This window comes from Ruegeria sp. HKCCA4008 (genome assembly GCF_013033125.1).
In the GTDB taxonomy this organism is placed as follows: Bacteria; Pseudomonadota; Alphaproteobacteria; order Rhodobacterales; family Rhodobacteraceae; genus Ruegeria.
Genome location: NZ_WQDM01000002.1, coordinates 120,993 through 137,460, shown reverse-complemented (window position 1 = coordinate 137,460; position 16,468 = coordinate 120,993). Strand labels below are relative to the sequence as shown.

The window sequence follows — 16,468 nt, the reverse complement described above, 5'->3', positions numbered from 1 at the left end:
CTGATCACCAGCCGCGACGCCCGAACAGCGAATGAAGCCGACCCTGATCTGAAAAAGGCTCGAGCGCTTGCGAGCGCTCCAACCGCGCCACGACCCGCGCGACCATAACCCAGCCTATGACTGCAAAGATGACGCCTCCAAACGCCTGCCCCAGCAGAACGCCGGATGCGCCGGCGATCTGTGAACCAATCGTCGCGAAAACCCAAGTGCCGATAGTGTGACGACCCCAGTTTATCCATGTGGAATAGACCGGATGCCCCAGATTGTTGAAGCTGGCATTTGTCACGAAGATCACGCCATTGAAGAACGAAGCCAATGCCAACGGGCCGCAGAACAGATAGATCAGACTGCGGGTTTCGCCCTCGGCAGCAAACAGATCCGCAATCGGTGCGCGCAGCAAAAACAAAATGGCCGACATGCAAGCGACATAAAGAGCCGTGAACTTGATCCCTGCCAGAAAGGCAGCGCGCACGCGATCGAGCTTTTCGGCCCCAAAATTCTGTCCGATGATTGGCCCTATCGCGCCGGACAGAGCGAAGATGACCGAAAACGCCACCGGCAAAAGGCGCCCTATCACGGCCATGCCCGCAACCGCATCCGTTCCATATTGCGCGATTTCCCGCACAACGATTGCATTGCCGATCGGCGTGGCGACATTTGTCAGAACCGCTGGAATTGCAATCGCCCGCACGGGGCGCAAATCCTTTGCAACCTGCTTCAGTGAAGGGCGCGCAAATCCCCGATGCACCCGAAGTGCTGGCCACAACGCCGCCCCCAACATGCACAGCCGCGCCAGGACCGAGGCGATTGCGGCCCCATCCAGCCCCAGCCCGACCGCAAAGATCAGTATCGGGTCCAGAACCGCATTCACCACCCCGCCGTAGATCGTGGCCATCATTGACCTCCGCGCATCGCCATGGGCGCGCAGCACGGCCATCGCCGTCATCGCAATGGACATCACGAACATGGTCGGAAGGATGATCGACACATAACGCGTCGCCAGCCTCAGAACCTCTCCTTCCGCGCCAAGCAAGGACAGCAGGTAGCTGAGGTTTAACAAGACCAGTCCCGAGGTCGTCAGCCCGGCAATCAGCCCGATAACAGCCACACTGGACGCGTAATGTCTTGCCTGTTCAGCCCGCCCGGCCCCGAGTTCGCGCGCGACCAGCGCCCCGGCGGAAATCGACAATCCGATATTGATCGCGTTGGTGAAAAACAGCAGCGTCCCGGCATAGCCCACCGCCGCCGCCAGCGCATCGTTGCCCAACATCGAGATGAAGATCATATCGACAAAGTCGACGGCAAAAATGGCCATCAGGCCAATGCTGGTGGTCAATGACATGCGTGTCACATGCAGCATCAGACTGCCGCTCAGAAACACCGCTTTGCTTGCCGATTGATCCGCCAAAACCCTGCTCGCCCCACTTGTTCACCCCGACGGGCCTTTGATGCCGTTGCGCCCAGCAAGAGAAAGCCCCGGCCAACGCTGAAGCAAACTCACGCGTTTCCGGGGCATTGTACACAAGTTATTTTCAGGACCGGCTGAACCCATGGGGATCAGACAAAACGGTTCACGTAGTTCTCGAGGATTTCCTGACGCCCCGAGCGCGGATCTGGATTGAGACCCTCGGCCAGCACCCGCGCTGCAATCTCATCAAGACCAGAGGTCAGCATTGCCTGCGCCTCGGGCGTATTCCAGCCCGCATACCGATCAGCCAGCGCCTGTTCCAATCCACCATCTTCGATCATCGCCGCCGCTGCTTTCAGGCCCCGGGCACAGATATCCATCCCGCCCACATGCGCGGCGATCAGATCTTCGGCATCGATCGACTGCCTGCGCAGCTTGGCATCGAAATTGGTGCCGCCGGTGGTAAACCCGCCCGCCTTCAGGATGTGGTAATAGGCCAGCGCAACCTCGGGGGTGTTGTTGGGGAACTGATCCGTATCCCATCCTGATTGATAATCGTTCCGGTTCATGTCGATGGAGCCCAGCATCCCCTCGGCCGCGGCTACTGCAATCTCATGTTCAAAACTGTGCCCCGCCAGAATCGCGTGACCCTGTTCGAGGTTCAGTTTGACCTCATTCTCAAGCCCATATTTGCGCAGGAAACCGATGCAGGTCGCGGCATCGAAATCATATTGGTGCTTTGATGGCTCCTGCGGTTTGGGTTCGACGAGGATCGCACCTTTGAACCCGATCTTGTGCTTGTACTCGACCACCATGTTCAGGAACCGGCCCATATGATCCAGCTCGGTTTTCATGTCGGTGTTGAGCAGCGTCTCGTACCCTTCGCGCCCACCCCACAGCACATAGTTTTCTCCGCCCAGCTTGTGGGTGGCATCCATGCAGGATTTCACCGTGGCGGCAGCAAAGGCAAAGACGTCGGGGTCGGAGTTGGTGCTGGCACCGCCCATCCAGCGGCGATGGCTGAACATGTTGGCCGTACCCCACAACAGCTTGGTGCCGGATGCCTGCATCTTTTCACCAATATAGTCGGTGATCTCGTTCAACGTGCGCAGATTGTCGGCGAAGTTCCCCTGCTCTGGACGGATATCGGCATCATGCCAGCAGAAATAGGGCTGTCCCAGAGTCTGGAACATCTCGAACGCGATATCGGCCTTCATCTTGGCGCGGCCCATGTCATCCTGTGGGTGCCAGGGGCGCTCGAAAGTGGGGCCGCCAAACGGATCTCCGCCCTCCCACGCGAAGGAATGCCACCACGCCACGGCAAAACGCAGGTGATCCTCCATGCGCTTGCCCAAGATAATCTCGTCCGGGTTGTAGTGACGGAATGCGAGCGGGTTCTTGCTGTCCTCGCCTTCAAATTGGACTTCTTCAATTCCCTGAAAAAAACCGCTCGTCATTTCGCTTACCTCATTCCGTCTTTTCGCCGGGCTTTTTGCCCAGAATGATCATCGACAACAGATCGTCATCGGTGACGTCTGCGATATCGACTGTTCCAACCAATTGCCCGTTCTTCATGACCGAGGCCCGGTCACACAGCTCCATCACCGCGTGTACATCATGGTCGATCAGGAAAATCCCGATCCCCTGCGCCTTGAGCTGTTGGATCAGGTCCGCCACCATCTGTGTTTCGTGCGGGCCAAGTGCGGCCGTGGGCTCGTCCATGATCAGGATACGCGCGTTGAAATACACCGCCCGTGCAATGGCCACCGATTGACGCTGACCGCCCGACAGGGCCGAGACCGGATCATTGAACTTCTGAAAGTTCGGGTTCAGCTGCGCCATGATCTTGCGGCATTCCGCCTCCATCGCGGCGTCGTTGACCAGGCCAAAGGGCGTGACCATTTCGCGGCCCAGAAACAGGTTCGAACTTGCATCAAGGTTGTCCGCCAGCGCCAGCGTCTGATAGATCGTCTCGATATTGTTCGCCCGCGCGTCGCGGGGGTTGTTGATCTCGACCTTCTTGCCGTCGATCAGGATTTCGCCATGGTCCATCTGATAGGCGCCCGAAAGAACCTTGATCAGGGTGGATTTGCCGGCCCCGTTGTGGCCCAGAAGGCCCACGACCTCGCCCGGGTAGAGATCGACCGACACATGGTCTACCGCCTTGATACCCCCGAAAGAAATCGAGATATCGCGCATTTCCACCAGCGGAGGCTGGCCCGATCCGCGACCCGAAGTCCGGTTCTGTGTTTCTTGTGCTTGCATCATTTCGCCCCCAGACGTTTGCGATAGACGATGTCGATATAGACGGCCAGAACCAGGACGGTGCCGACGACGATATTCTGGAACGGCGCATCCACGCCAACCATGGCCATGCCGGATTGCAGCGCCTGCATGATCAACGCGCCAAGGATTGCGCCGTAGATCGTTCCGATGCCGCCGGACAGCGCCGTTCCACCGATGACGGCAGCGGCAATCACGCGCAGTTCATCCAGCGTCCCGATATCATTCGAGTGGTTGGCCAGACGGGCCGAGGCCACGACTGCCGACAGCGCGCACAGGAAGCCCATCAGGGCAAAGATCTTGACGGTCATCAAACGGGTGTTGATGCCCGACAACTCGGCCGCGTCCGGGTTGCCGCCGGTGGCAAAGATGTAACGGCCAAAGCGGGTTTTGCGGGCCACGACGGTCAATGTCACCGCCACAATGATCAGGATCAGAACCGAAATCGGGATGCCGTATCCCACAACCAACCCTTCCGGCATGGTCTCGCCGCGCGCTTCGAACATGCGTTCAAGACGACGGGTCGGGATGGCATAGCTGTTGACGATCAAGACATAACCCATAATGGCGATGCCGATGATCCCGGCCAGCGTTGCTTCAGCCCAGACCGGCTTAACAGGGAATCCATGAGCGGCTTTGGACCGGCGACCGCTCCACAACGCCCAGATCGCAACAGCCGTGGCGGCCAGGCCGAACAGAAGGCTGACGGTTGTTCCCAAGGTCCCGTTGGTGCCGCCAAACATCAGAAACGTGCTGTCCAGCGGGCCGATCGTCTGTCCATCGGTCATGTACCAGGCGACGTTGCGCCAGACCAGAAAACCGCCAAGCGTCACGATAAAGGCTGGTATGGTCAGATACCCCACCATCCAACCGTGGAACGCGCCGATCAATGTGCCAACCACAAGGCCCACCACCAACGTGATCGCCCAGGTCGCCGGGTGGTTCAAACCCATGCCCAGAACATTCGGCAAGAGCTCGGTCTGGGTCATCGCCATCACGGCAGATGTGGTCGCCAGCAGCGCCCCAACCGACAGGTCAATGTGGCGCATGACGATGATGAACACCATGCCGCAGGCCATGATCGCAACCGAGACGGTCTGGATCGACAGGTTGAACAGGTTTCTGGGCGTCAGAAAGCGGCCATCCGTCACGATGTTGAAGCCAATGCACAGGATGATGAAGGCGCCGATCATGCCCAATAGCCGCATATCCAGTTCCAGTTGCTGAAACAGGTTGGCCTTTGCTTTTTGGGGTACCGGCTGAGACGAAGTTTCGGTCATATCCGATCTTTCATGTTCAGCTATGATCTCTGGCCCGCCCTTGCGGGCCAGAGATATTATGGTTTGGAACTTGGTTTAGTTACAGGGTGCAGGGCCGTTTTCGACGCCCTGACACAGGTCTTCCAACGGAATCCAGCCAGCATCGACCACGACGGACAGGTTGTCTTTGGTGATCGGTACAGGCGCAAGGAAGACCGAATTCATCTCGGTTCCGCCGGGCGAAGTCCATTTGATGGCACCTTCAATGTCCTCGGGGCTTGTTCCATTGCTCAACGCAACTGCAATTTCACCGGCAGCTTTGCCCAGCTCACGCGCATCTTTCCAGACAGAAACGGTCTGCGTACCCTTGGCAACCCGGTTCAGCGCCGCGTGATCGCCATCCTGACCCGAGACCGGAATGCCTTCCATGCCCTGCGCGGTCAGTGCTGCAACAACGCCGCCGGCAGTACCGTCATTCGAGGCCACGACGGCATCGACGTTGTTTTCATTCGCGGTAAGGATTTGCTCCATGTTGCGCTGTGCGTTCGCCGGCAGCCAACCGTCGGTATAAGCTTCACCCACGATGACGATATCGCCGCTGTCAACAGCGGCCTGGATGATCTCTTGCTGACCGCCACGCAGGAAATCCGCGTTCGGATCCGTGGGCGAGCCCTTGATCATCACATAGTTGCCTTTCGGCATCGCCTCGAACACCGCGCGGGCCTGCATCCGGCCAACTTCAACGTTATCGAATGTCAGATAGAAGGCACGGTCATCTTCGATCAGACGGTCATACGCGATGACCGGAATGCCCTCGTCTGCCGCCGCCTGCACTGCCGGGCCGATGGCCTGGGAATCCTGCGCCAGAATGATCAGCGCATCAACGCCCTGGGCGATCAGACTTTCAATATCCGACAATTGCTTGGCAGAAGAAGATTGGGCATCAGACGAGATGTATTCCGCACCACCCGCTTCCAGTGCAGCCTTGATCGCCGCTTCGTCGGTCTTCCAACGCTCTTCCTGGAAATTCGACCAGCTTACGCCGACCGTGGGCTCTGCGAATGCAGCTGTCCCCATCAGGACCGCCACGACAGAGGCGCTGAGAATTCGTTTCATGATTTCCTCCCGGTTTCATTGAGCCATCGTTTCATGATTCGTGGCCCCGACAATTCTGAGTAGCATATTTATTTCAGTCGGTAAAATATTTATGCTATCGGTAACTGAAAAAACCACCTAGGTTGAAACAGGGATCAGATTCGCGAGGGCAAGATGCTGAAAAGCAAAGCTTCTTCAAATGCCACGGACCAAAGGAACGTCACTCGCCTGCGCGTTCTGGAGAAAATCCGGGCCACAGGAACCATTTCACGGATCGACATCGCCACCGCGTTGGAGACGAGCCCAGCGACCATCACAACCGCCACTGCCGATCTGCTGTCTGCCGGTCTGATTGCGGAAATAGAAAGCGAAACACCTTCGAAATCGGCACGCCGCGGCAGACCGCGGGTACAGTTGAAACTGAATGGTGCGTCACATCTGATCGCGGGCGTGAAAGTCGCCCGCCAGCAGGTTTCAGTCATACTCGTGGATTTCGAAGGAACCGAAATCACTTCGTACACGCATCCGCTGGACCAAGCCCGCATGGCCCCGGATGCGTTTGCCAAAAAGATCCGCGCCGTGCTTGATCAGGCCTGCGCCTCGGCAAGCCGATCCCTTGCCGATTTGTCGGGTGTCTGCATCGGCATCGCTGGCCTTATCGATGCAAATCAGAACTTCGTGCATTGGTCATCTTCGCTGACGGAACGAAATGTGGATTTGAGCCCGCTGTTGTCCAAGGTGCTCCCCTGCCCCGCCTTCATCGAAAACGACGCCAATCTGGTCGCAAAGGCGGAACAGCTTTTTGGATTGGGAAAGGGGCTGAAGAACTTTTTGGTTGTTACGATCGAACACGGCATCGGTCTGGGCATCGTTCTTGATGGCAAGCTTTATCGCGGTGAACGCGGATGCGGCGCAGAATTCGGGCACCTCAAAGTTCAGTTGGACGGCGCCTTGTGTCAATGCGGGCAGCGCGGATGCCTGGAGGCCTATGTGGGGGAATACGCCCTGATCCGCGAAGCGACGATCGCCAGTGAAGCAACGGATCCCCGCACGCTTGTCGATATACTTGCAGCAGCAAAAGCCGGCGACGCCCGATCCATTTCCGTTCTGGCCCGCGCGGGCCAAATGTTCGGGATGGGAGTTTCGAACCTGATCAATCTGTTCGACCCCGAGTGCATTATCCTGTCAGGCGCCAGAGGCCGATTTGACTACCTGCATTCAGACGAGGTGATGGCACGTGTCCAAAACGGCGTCGTCAGCGTCGACGCGCCGTTGCCCGAAATCAAGGTCAACCACTGGGGAGATTCAATGTGGGCAAAAGGGGCAGCGGCTTATGGAATTGAACAAGTTTCTATCCTGAAGGTCCGGGAGCTGGCGGCTCATGCGAACTAAGATGGCAATCTTGCTTGCGGCAGGTTCCGCCGCCGCTGCGGAAACCGTTCCACCCCGCTTCCAAAAGGTGGAAACCCCCGGCCATGTTTACGATGGCGGCTGGGAACATTTCGTCGGCGGGGGTGTCGCGGTCTTCGACTGCAACGATGACGACCGCCCTGAAATGTTCGTGGCAGGCGGATCAAACCCAGCGCAATTGTTCATCAACACATCCGACGCAATAATCAGTTTTCGCTCGGAAACACCTGACCAGCTATCCTTGACCCATGTGACCGGCGCATACCCAGTGGACATTGACGGCGATGGGTTCCTGGACCTTGCGGTTTTGCGGGTGGGCAAAGACCTGTTGCTGCGCGGCAAACCGGACTGCGCATTCGAGCCGTTCGCCGAACTGAACTTTCAATCTCAGGACCATTGGACTACTGGTTTTTCCGCGACTTGGGAACGTGGGCAAACCCTTCCGACGTTGGCGTTCGGGACGTATGTCGACCGAAGCAATCCGGACGGACCTTTTGAGGCTTGCGGGCCGACGCTTCTGTACCAACCCCAAGGCGAAAAATACGGCGATCCTGTCCGTTTGGAACCCGGTCACTGTTCCCTGTCGATCCTGTTTTCCGACTGGGCGCGCACGGGTCGCGCGGATCTGCGCGTCAGCAATGACCGCCACTACTATGTGCGTGGCGGGCAAGAGCAATTGTGGGCTATGGAAGACACCCCGCGGCTGTACAGCGAGGCCGATGGATGGCTGCCCTATTCGATCTGGGGCATGGGGATCGCCTCGCGGGATCTGACCGGTGACGGGTTTTCCGATGTTTATCTGACGTCCATGGGGGACCAGAAATTCCAGGTTTTTGATCCTGCATCAGATGGGCCGACATGGCGGGATGCAACCTACGACCGTGGAACAACGGCACACAGGCCACATGCAGGAGGTGACGGCCGCCCCTCGACCGGCTGGCATGCACAGTTCGGGGACGTCAACAATGATGGGCTGGACGACATTTTCGTTGCCAAAGGCAATGTTGAGCAGATGCCCGACGCGGCGCAGAACGACCCCAACAACCTGTTGATGCAGACCGCCGGCGGTCAGTTTGTCGAAACAGCATCAGAGGCTGGTGTCGCGTCCATGGCAAAGTCCCGCGGTGGGGCGCTAGCGGATTTCAACGGGGATGGGTGGCTGGATTTGGTGGTGGTCAATCGCGGCTCGGACCTGGAGGCTTTTCAGAATGAACCGACGACCGGCAACTGGCTCATGATTGATCTCGGCCAGAGCCACCCCAACAGACAGGCAGTCGGCAGTTTTATCGAGGTCAGGACGACCGAGGGGATTCAAACCCGTGAAGTGACCATTGGCGGGGGGCACGCCAGCGGAAGTGCCGGGTTCCACCACTTTGGTTTAGGAGACCTCGAAACCGCAGAAGTACGGGTGATCTGGCCTGATGGTGAACATGGAGATTGGCAGAAGGTAGATGCCAATCAGGTGATCCGCCTCGACCGTTGATCACTGATCGACGGGCAATCCGCTGGGAACCGTTTGGGGAACACCCAGCCGCACAGCCGGATCTTCCAGCGTGCCCAGAAAACTCAGGATGGCATCGACCTCGTCATCACTCAGGTTGATGAGCGCCAGATCGTTTGACGCAGCTATGGCTTTGACATGCCGGGGATCAAGCAAAGCCTTTTGATCCTCTGCCCCGAAAAACTCTGGCAGGTCAGCCTTTTCGATGGCGTAGTTCCGCAACGCGGAAACCGGGTCCAGATGATGGCGCACGATATCCTCAAGCCGTGCGTAGGCACCACTGTGGCCATATGGCGCCGTCAGGGTCACGTTGCGCAGCGAAGGCGTGCGGAATGCGAACGCATCATCCTTGTCGCCCGTGACGCGCAGTCGCCCGTCATCCCGCACATGATTTTCGAAACGGGCTGATTTTCCGGGGCCGATCTGAGGCATGGCGATGGAATGGAACCCGTGATCGGTCTGGAACCAGCCGGAATGGCAGGCACTGCATCCAGCCTTTCCGTAGAACAGCTCCATCCCCAGCTGCGCTTGTTCGGGCAGCCTGTCTTCGCCTCGCATCGCACGATCAAACAGGCTGTTGTCAGCCCGCCACTCAAACGCGATGAAATCGGCAATGACATTGGCGATTGCGGTAAAGGAGATGTCTTCTCCGGGCGCAATGTCATTAAATCGCCTTTGATACTCTGGTATCGCCGCCACGCGCGCGGCGATCAGATCCCAAGCGCCACCCTCTTGGGTCAGCAAGCCGAGTCGTACGGCCTTGCTAACCTCGTTTTCGGAATAGTGCCCCGCCATTTCGTCAGGTGACAGCACCGGAAACATCGCCTGCGCCGCCAAAGCCGATTTGAACCCCGGCCTCATATGCGTCCCCAACGGGGTTCTGATGCCATTGGGCTGTGACGGATCCGTCTCGAGGCGGCCGTCATGGAAAAACGTCGTGAATTCCAGCGCTCCGAGGTTCCACATCGCGGGCGAGTTCCTGGGAATGCGCTGTTCGGGTCTGTTGTCTTGTGTGACCTTGCGCTGACCACCCAGCCCAGCCCCACCTTCGCCGATACCCAGTGAAAGCCCGTCGGACGTTCCCAGCTTCGGATGATGACAGGTTGCGCAGCTGATGTTCTTGTTGCCCGACAGGATCGGATCGTAGAACAGCAGTTGCCCCAACTCTGCGTTTGAAAAGTCAGGTTCGGTGAATTCAGGTTTCGGACCAAGGTCTTGCGCCTGAGCAACTGAAAGCGACATCCAGATGCCTACGGCATGTGCTGCAATCTGAAGTCTCATGATCGTTCCTCGGAAATCTCAAGTGTCAGAGTTTGTTGATACGGGTTGTCCGGCGTATGGATGACGGTCGGGAACGCGGGGACATTCACGGCGTTCGGATATCCTGACGGTTCAATGCACAGCCCCGCACACGGGCTAAATCGGCCTGACAGGTGTGCTCCGGCATAGACCTGTGCACCGGGTTGATCTGAATACAGGTTCATCCTCAATCCCGAAGGTGCCCTGACCTCTGCGACCGCATGATCATGGGTTCCACCGTCATCAAACACAAAATAATGGTCCAGCTCGCGCCCCTTTGCCCCGACGGTGCGTGACAACGCGAAATCTGGCACACTGTCGCCGACGGCTGAGATATCTCCGGAAGGAACGGAACGCGCGTCCAGTTCCAGCACCCGGTTCGATCTTAGCCTGAGCCGACAGTCCAGGATATCCTCAGGACAGCCCAGAGTGTAATAATTGTGCTGCGCGATGCTGATCGGCGTTGGACGATCCGGGCGCGCCCTGATTGTATAGATCAGACGCGGACAGGTCAGTTCGACATGCACCTCGAATTTGACTTCACCGGGAAAACCGCCCTCACCGTCAGGTGAAGTCAAGGACAGAACCGCCTGATTTTGAGAGGTTTTCACGATATCCCAGCATTTGCGCGACAGCCCGCTCGGACCACCATGCAGCGTGGTCGGCCCTTCGTTTGCCGTCAGGTGATGAATGCGCCCCTGCAATGCAAACTGTGCCCCGCCGATGCGGTTGGCCACTCGCCCGACCATCGCGCCAAGGTAGAACGGGTCCGACAGGTAATCCTGCGGGTTTTCGTAGCCCAATATCAAAGGTGTTTCGCCAAGCCACCAGCCTTGCGTGATTGCGCCATAGTTCAACAGGGAAACGGACATGTTTCCGTCTTCCAGAAGGACCTGCTCGACAGGCATGGGTTTGGGATCAGCCATCAGCGCGCGGCCAAAGGGGATAAAGCAGCATAGTATTCGCGATACCGCTGATATTCCGCCTCATATGCGCCGGACAGTTCGACACGTGGTTCAACATGCTCTGCGACTTTCGGGGCCAGCATGACATCCTTGGGGTCGGTGCCGTCCACCGCACATGCAGCAAGACGCGCCGCGCCTATGGCTGCGCCGAACCCACTTCCATCGGGCACAGCAAGCGGCGTGTTCAGAACCGTGGCCAGCGTTTCCAGCCAAAACCGCGATCGCGCCCCGCCACCGACGACCAGCAGACTTTCGGGATTGGTGCCCGTGCTTTTGAGCGCCTCCAAACAATCGCGCATGGCAAAGGAAACCCCCTCTGTCACGGATTGCGTCAGATCAGCGGGTTCCGATGCGATATCCAGCCCCAGGAATGCCCCACGTATGTCGCTGTCGTTGTGAGGCGTCCGTTCACCGGACAGGTACGGAAGGAAGGTAATCTTTGAAGGCCCCTTCACCGAATCCGGCAGGGTCGACGCCAGCGCACCGACGGGTTGACCGAGGTTACGCGACAGCCAGTTGAGACTGTTGGTGGCCGACAGGATCACACCCATTTGAATCCAGCGATCCGGAACCGCATGACAAAAACAATGAACCGCTGTTTCCGGCGCGGGCGCATAGCTTTCCTTTGCGACAAGCAACACACCCGACGTGCCCAATGAAAGAAATCCGCTGCCCTCGCCAATACTTCCGATACCGCAGGCCGCCGCCGCATTGTCACCGGCCCCGCCGGCAACCACGACGGGCCCGGTCAGGCCCCATTGCTGAAGGATCTCTAACCGCAGCTCTCCGCCTGCCGAACTGCCTTCAACCAGCTCTGGCATTTGGTCCCGGCGCATATGGCTTAGATCCAGCGCGGTATCCGACCATTCACGTTTTCCAACGTCCAGCCACGCCGTACCGGCGCTGTCGGACATGTCGCTGACATAGGAACCGGTGAGCCAGAAACGCAGATAATCCTTCGGAAGCAACACTTTGGATGTCTTTTCAAACACGTGGCGCTCGTGTCTGCGCACCCATTCCAGCTTGGGTGCGGTGAAACCCGGAAAAACGATGTTTCCGGTGATCGCGCGCATCGACGGCAGACCATCCAGCTCCGCAGCTTCCTGCGCTGATCTCGTGTCGTTCCAAAGGATACAGGGCTGCAGCACATTGCCATCCCGATCCAGCAACGTGGCACCGTGCATGTGGCCGCTCAGACCGACGCCGCGCACCGCAGAAAATGCAACACCGTTCAACGCGCGCAATTGGGCAACGACGTTCTGGCAGGCTTCCACCCAATCGGACGGATCTTGTTCCGACCAGCCGGGATGCAAAATCGATGTCTCAACACCTGCTTCGGCTTCGGCGACGACTTTGCCCTCTTCGCTGACCACAATTCCCCGAAGACCTGACGTCCCCAAATCCAGACCGAGATACACGCGATTTCCCCCTTCGTATGCCGCACGGATCGCGGGCGCTACAAAGCGCACCCCAAGCCGATGTCAGACCTTACCAGCACAGTTTGCGCTAACACAACAATTCCAAACAAGAGATGGCCGGTATTTTTGCGCACCGCCTCACAGAATGCGCGAGATCATCGGCAAACCCGATCATGGTTTAACTGAACTCAGCTGGACCGGAAAATTTTTCGAATTGCCTGACACGGATTTCACGTAAACAGTTCAATCAGTTCTCAGCCCGCTGATTTCGTTTTGACTTACCCTCTGCAAACGAAAACAGCCTCAGGAAGGAATGCGTCGAATGCAATCACATGCCAAGGTTGTCGTCGTTGGAGGCGGATGCGTTGGGGCTTCGGTTCTTTATGGTCTGACGCAGCATGGATGCACAGATGCAGTCATGCTGGAGAGAACGACGCTGACCTCCGGCTCTACCTGGCATGCGGCGGGTCTGCTGGTCACCTTCGTGCGATCCCACAACGTTTCGAAGATGACGATGGAGACCATCCGCATCTATTCCGAAGTCGAAAAGAAGATCGGCGCCTCGGTCGGGCTGCGCCAGGTGGGCCAGTTGCGCGTTGCCAATACGCAGGAACGCTGGGACGAGTTCCTGTCCTATGTCTCGATTGCCGAAGCTGCCGGTGTGCCCTGCAAACTGCTGACGCCAGAAGAAATCGCCGAACTGCACCCTCTGCTCAACCAATCGGAACATATTCGCGGCGGCATCCTGCATACCGAGGACGGCTATGTGAACCCGGCCGACATCACCATGGCGATGGCCAGGCTGGCGCGCGAGAAAGGCGCCAAAGTGTTTCAGAACACCGAAGCGCAGGCTTATGAAAAACTGGAAAACGGTCTTTGGAAGGTTACAACCAATCAGGGTGAGATCACTTGCGAACATCTTGTCTTCGCGACCGGAAACTATGCCCGCGAAAACGCGCGTCGTGTTGGTCTGGATCTGCCTTGCATTCCAATCGTTCACCAATATTGGACAACGGAAACCGTTCCGCTGCTGAAAGAACGCCGCGCGCAGGGGTTGCCCGAGTTCCCGATCCTGCGGGATGAAGATTACGGTGCCTATCTGCGCGAAGATGTGGGCGGCATTCAGTTCGGCCCTTATGAGTTCACCAAAGACCTCAAGCTATTTGCCGAAGATCGCGTTCCGCCTGACTTTGGCGCCGACCTCTTGCCCGAAGACTTCGACGCGGTCCAAACGCAGTGGGAACGCGCCATCGAGCGGGTTCCAACACTTGCAGAGGTGGGTATCAAGGCCAACACCCGAGGTCCGTTCCAGATGACACCGGACGAGTTGCCGCTTGCGGGGCCTGCACCGGGGCATGAAAACCTGTGGCTGGCCGAAGGCATGCCCGGCGGCATATTGTGGGGGGGCACTGTTGGTGAACGCCTGGCCCGCTGGATTGTCGATGGGGATCCGGGCATGGACATGTCTGAACTCGACCCGCGCCGTTTTTCGGATTACGCGTCCAAGCGGTGGACCATGGACAAGGTGCGCGAAACGTGGGGGACCCACATGAACGCGCACATTCCCGGAGAGGACTTTCCCGACGCGCGCCCGATGAAAACGATGGGGTCTTACGACCTGCTGAGCGCGCATGGCGCCGTCTGGACCAGCTTCAACGGATATGAGTTTCCGCGCTGGTTCGCCAAATCGCGCGAGGACGCTGTTCCGGAACATTCCTTCCGCCGCACCAACCACATGGAACGCGTTCAGGAAGAAGTGCGCACCACCCGTGACGTGGCCGGTTTCATCGAGATGTCGCCGATGACCAAGTTCACCCTGCGCGGACCCGGGGCCGCCGAATGGCTGGATGGCCTCATGGCGAACAGGCTGCCCAAAGTGGGGCGAATGACCCTGTCGCTTTTGTTGAACCCAAAGGGCGGCATGGATGCGGAATATACGGTCGTCCGCTATGCCGAGAATGATTTTTACCTGGTCTCCACTCCGAACTGGCGCGCCTACAACTGGGATCAACTGCGACGTTTGCTGCCCAATGACAGCTCTGTCCTTCTTGAAGATGTTTCAGAACAATTGGGCGTGATTGCTCTGGCTGGCCCCAAGGCACGAGAGATCCTGCAACCGTTGACCGACAATGATCTGTCGAACGAAGCCTTCCCCTGGCTTTCTGCGCAAAGGGGTGAAGTGGGATACGCCAAGGGCGTTCATCTGCTTCGCCTGTCCTATACCGGCGAGCTGGGGTGGGAACTGCATCACCCGGTCGGTTACAACCGCCATCTTGTCGACCTGCTGCTGAAGGCCGGTGTGAAACCTTTCGGGCTTGAGGCACTGGAATCCATGCGTCTTGAAAAATCCTATCGCGCCATCAATCGCGAGATTTGCAAGGACATGACGCCATACGAGGCCGGCCTTGATCGGTTCGTGGTAACTGATGGTCGCGACTTCATAGGCAAGGCCGCTCTTTTGAAACAGAAAAAGGAAGGCGCGTATCGGCGGTTGGTCACGCTGAAACTGCCCTATGGCGAAACATCGGTGATGTTTGACGAGGGCGTCTATGCTCAGGGCAAGCTGATCGGCCGTGTCACCTCGGGCGGGTTCTCTTATTATTGCAACCACGACATTGCGATGGCACTAGTGCCACAGAACATGACGGCGCCCGGAACGAAAATGCAGGTGCTGGTCCACAATGAGATGCGCGACGCCGTGGTCATCGACACATGTGCTGTCGATCCCGCAAACACACGCCCGCGCGCTTGAGTGCGAAAACAGAAAGACTGGACTCGAACGGATGACCGAACAACCGACAAAAACGCTTTCTCTTGCCGAAGTTCGGGACTTGGCCAAATCGGTTCTTGTTTCTGCCGGAGCGGACACGCGCAGCAGTGATGTACTTGCCGATATCGTCACCCGGTCTGAACGGGACGGCCCGCGCAGTCACGGGTTGCGCATGTTGCCGGTCTATGTCCAAAGCTTCACGTCCGGCTATGCCAACGGGCACGCGAAGCCCAAAACCGAAAAGGTTGCCCCGGGCGTTTTGCGCTGTGATGCCAACAACGGGTATTACCAGGTTGCAGCGGCAGCAGCCCGCGAGGACCTGATCGCGATGGCCCGGGAAAACGGGATTGCCGCGTTCACCTGTGCGAACTGCCACCATCTGGGTGCGTTACGGTTTGACACCGAACCTTTGGCCGAAGCCGGATTGGTGGCCTTTGCCGTGATCAACTCGTTGTCCATGGTGGTTCCGCAAGGCGGGGTTCGCCCGGTTTTTGGCACCAACCCCATGTCTTTTGCCTGCCCGCGTGACGGCGACGCGCCCGTGGTCTGGGATCAGGCCTCGTCCATGGTGGCCCTCATGGATATCCGCATGGCCGCTGCCGAGGGGCACAACCTGCCCCGCCCTGCCGGCCTTGATCCCCAAGGCGAACCCTCAACAGACCCGAATGCCATCCTTGAAACCCGCAGCCTGTTGCCGTTCGGAGAGCATAAGGGGGCCGCGATCGCCTTCATGGTTGAGGTGTTGGGCGCAGCACTGGCCGGTGGAACCCTGTCCGTGGACAACGAAGAACGCGAATCCTTCGGCGCTCTGAACATCAAAGGTGGTGCGACCCTGATTGCCATCGACCCCACCCGGTTCGGCAACGCGGCCTTCAACGAATATGTCGCCCGCATCTGCGCCGAGATTTCCGGCAACGGGTCCGCCCGGGTTCCGGGGGACGGTCGCCTTGCAAAACGGGCAGCCGCCGAAGCCCATGGCATCGACGTGAGCACCGAGGTTCTGGCCGCACTTGGCTGAAACTGAAATCACCCGCCATCGAATGTCCGGACAGCACCTGCC

Annotated in this window: 12 protein-coding genes; 4 read left to right on the top strand and 8 right to left on the bottom strand. The window is 58.3% G+C overall.

Annotated elements, in window-relative coordinates; translation table 11 throughout:
- Positions 1-4: 4 nt before the first annotated feature.
- The 5 genes from GOW60_RS04925 to xylF form a co-directional block, all read right to left on the bottom strand.
- Entirely contained in the window at positions 5-1,360 is a 1,356-nt protein-coding gene (locus GOW60_RS04925; RefSeq protein WP_171228453.1) for an MATE family efflux transporter, read from the bottom strand.
- Between the two features lie 197 nt (positions 1,361-1,557).
- Complete coding sequence (gene xylA, locus GOW60_RS04920; protein WP_171228452.1) at positions 1,558-2,865, bottom strand: xylose isomerase; 1,308 nt, start codon at positions 2,863-2,865, stop codon at positions 1,558-1,560.
- 10 nt (positions 2,866-2,875) lie between these two features.
- Entirely contained in the window at positions 2,876-3,673 is a 798-nt protein-coding gene (locus GOW60_RS04915; RefSeq protein WP_171228451.1) for an ATP-binding cassette domain-containing protein, read from the bottom strand.
- Positions 3,673-4,971, bottom strand: a complete 1,299-nt coding sequence (locus GOW60_RS04910) for a sugar ABC transporter permease (RefSeq protein ID WP_171228450.1) — start codon at positions 4,969-4,971, stop codon at positions 3,673-3,675. The genes GOW60_RS04915 and GOW60_RS04910 overlap by 1 nt, the downstream gene beginning before the upstream one ends.
- A gap of 75 nt (positions 4,972-5,046) precedes the next feature.
- Entirely contained in the window at positions 5,047-6,066 is a 1,020-nt protein-coding gene (gene xylF / locus GOW60_RS04905) for a D-xylose ABC transporter substrate-binding protein (RefSeq protein ID WP_152457515.1), read from the bottom strand.
- A 153-nt stretch (positions 6,067-6,219) separates the two neighbouring features.
- Here xylF and GOW60_RS04900 point away from each other — a divergent pair, with 153 nt between their 5' ends.
- Together GOW60_RS04900 and GOW60_RS04895 are read left to right on the top strand one after the other, a co-directional pair.
- Positions 6,220-7,437: an ROK family transcriptional regulator gene (locus tag GOW60_RS04900; RefSeq protein ID WP_171228449.1), complete on the top strand. Its 1,218-nt coding sequence runs from the start codon at positions 6,220-6,222 to the stop codon at positions 7,435-7,437.
- Between the two features lies 1 nt (position 7,438).
- Complete coding sequence (locus tag GOW60_RS04895) at positions 7,439-8,938, top strand: CRTAC1 family protein (protein ID WP_254443846.1); 1,500 nt, start codon at positions 7,439-7,441, stop codon at positions 8,936-8,938.
- Here the strand turns inward: GOW60_RS04895 and GOW60_RS04890 are convergent, their stop codons facing one another.
- Genes GOW60_RS04890 through xylB form a run of 3 tightly spaced genes read right to left on the bottom strand, consistent with a single transcriptional unit; the run spans position 8,939 to position 12,638 of the window.
- Entirely contained in the window at positions 8,939-10,237 is a 1,299-nt protein-coding gene (locus GOW60_RS04890) for a cytochrome-c peroxidase (RefSeq protein WP_371813327.1), read from the bottom strand.
- Positions 10,234-11,181, bottom strand: coding sequence for an aldose epimerase family protein (locus GOW60_RS04885; protein WP_171228447.1), 948 nt, complete (start codon positions 11,179-11,181; stop codon positions 10,234-10,236). Before GOW60_RS04885 ends, GOW60_RS04890 begins: the two co-directional genes overlap by 4 nt.
- Entirely contained in the window at positions 11,181-12,638 is a 1,458-nt protein-coding gene (gene xylB / locus GOW60_RS04880) for a xylulokinase (RefSeq protein WP_171228446.1), read from the bottom strand. Before xylB ends, GOW60_RS04885 begins: the two co-directional genes overlap by 1 nt.
- Before the next feature lie 322 nt (positions 12,639-12,960).
- Between xylB and GOW60_RS04875 the strand changes: the two genes are divergently transcribed.
- On the top strand, positions 12,961-15,390 hold the full coding sequence (locus tag GOW60_RS04875; protein WP_171228445.1) for an FAD-dependent oxidoreductase: 2,430 nt from the start codon (positions 12,961-12,963) through the stop codon (positions 15,388-15,390).
- Positions 15,391-15,421: 31 nt separating this feature from the next.
- On the top strand, positions 15,422-16,426 hold the full coding sequence (locus GOW60_RS04870; protein ID WP_171228444.1) for an Ldh family oxidoreductase: 1,005 nt from the start codon (positions 15,422-15,424) through the stop codon (positions 16,424-16,426).
- Positions 16,427-16,468: the final 42 nt, after the last annotated feature.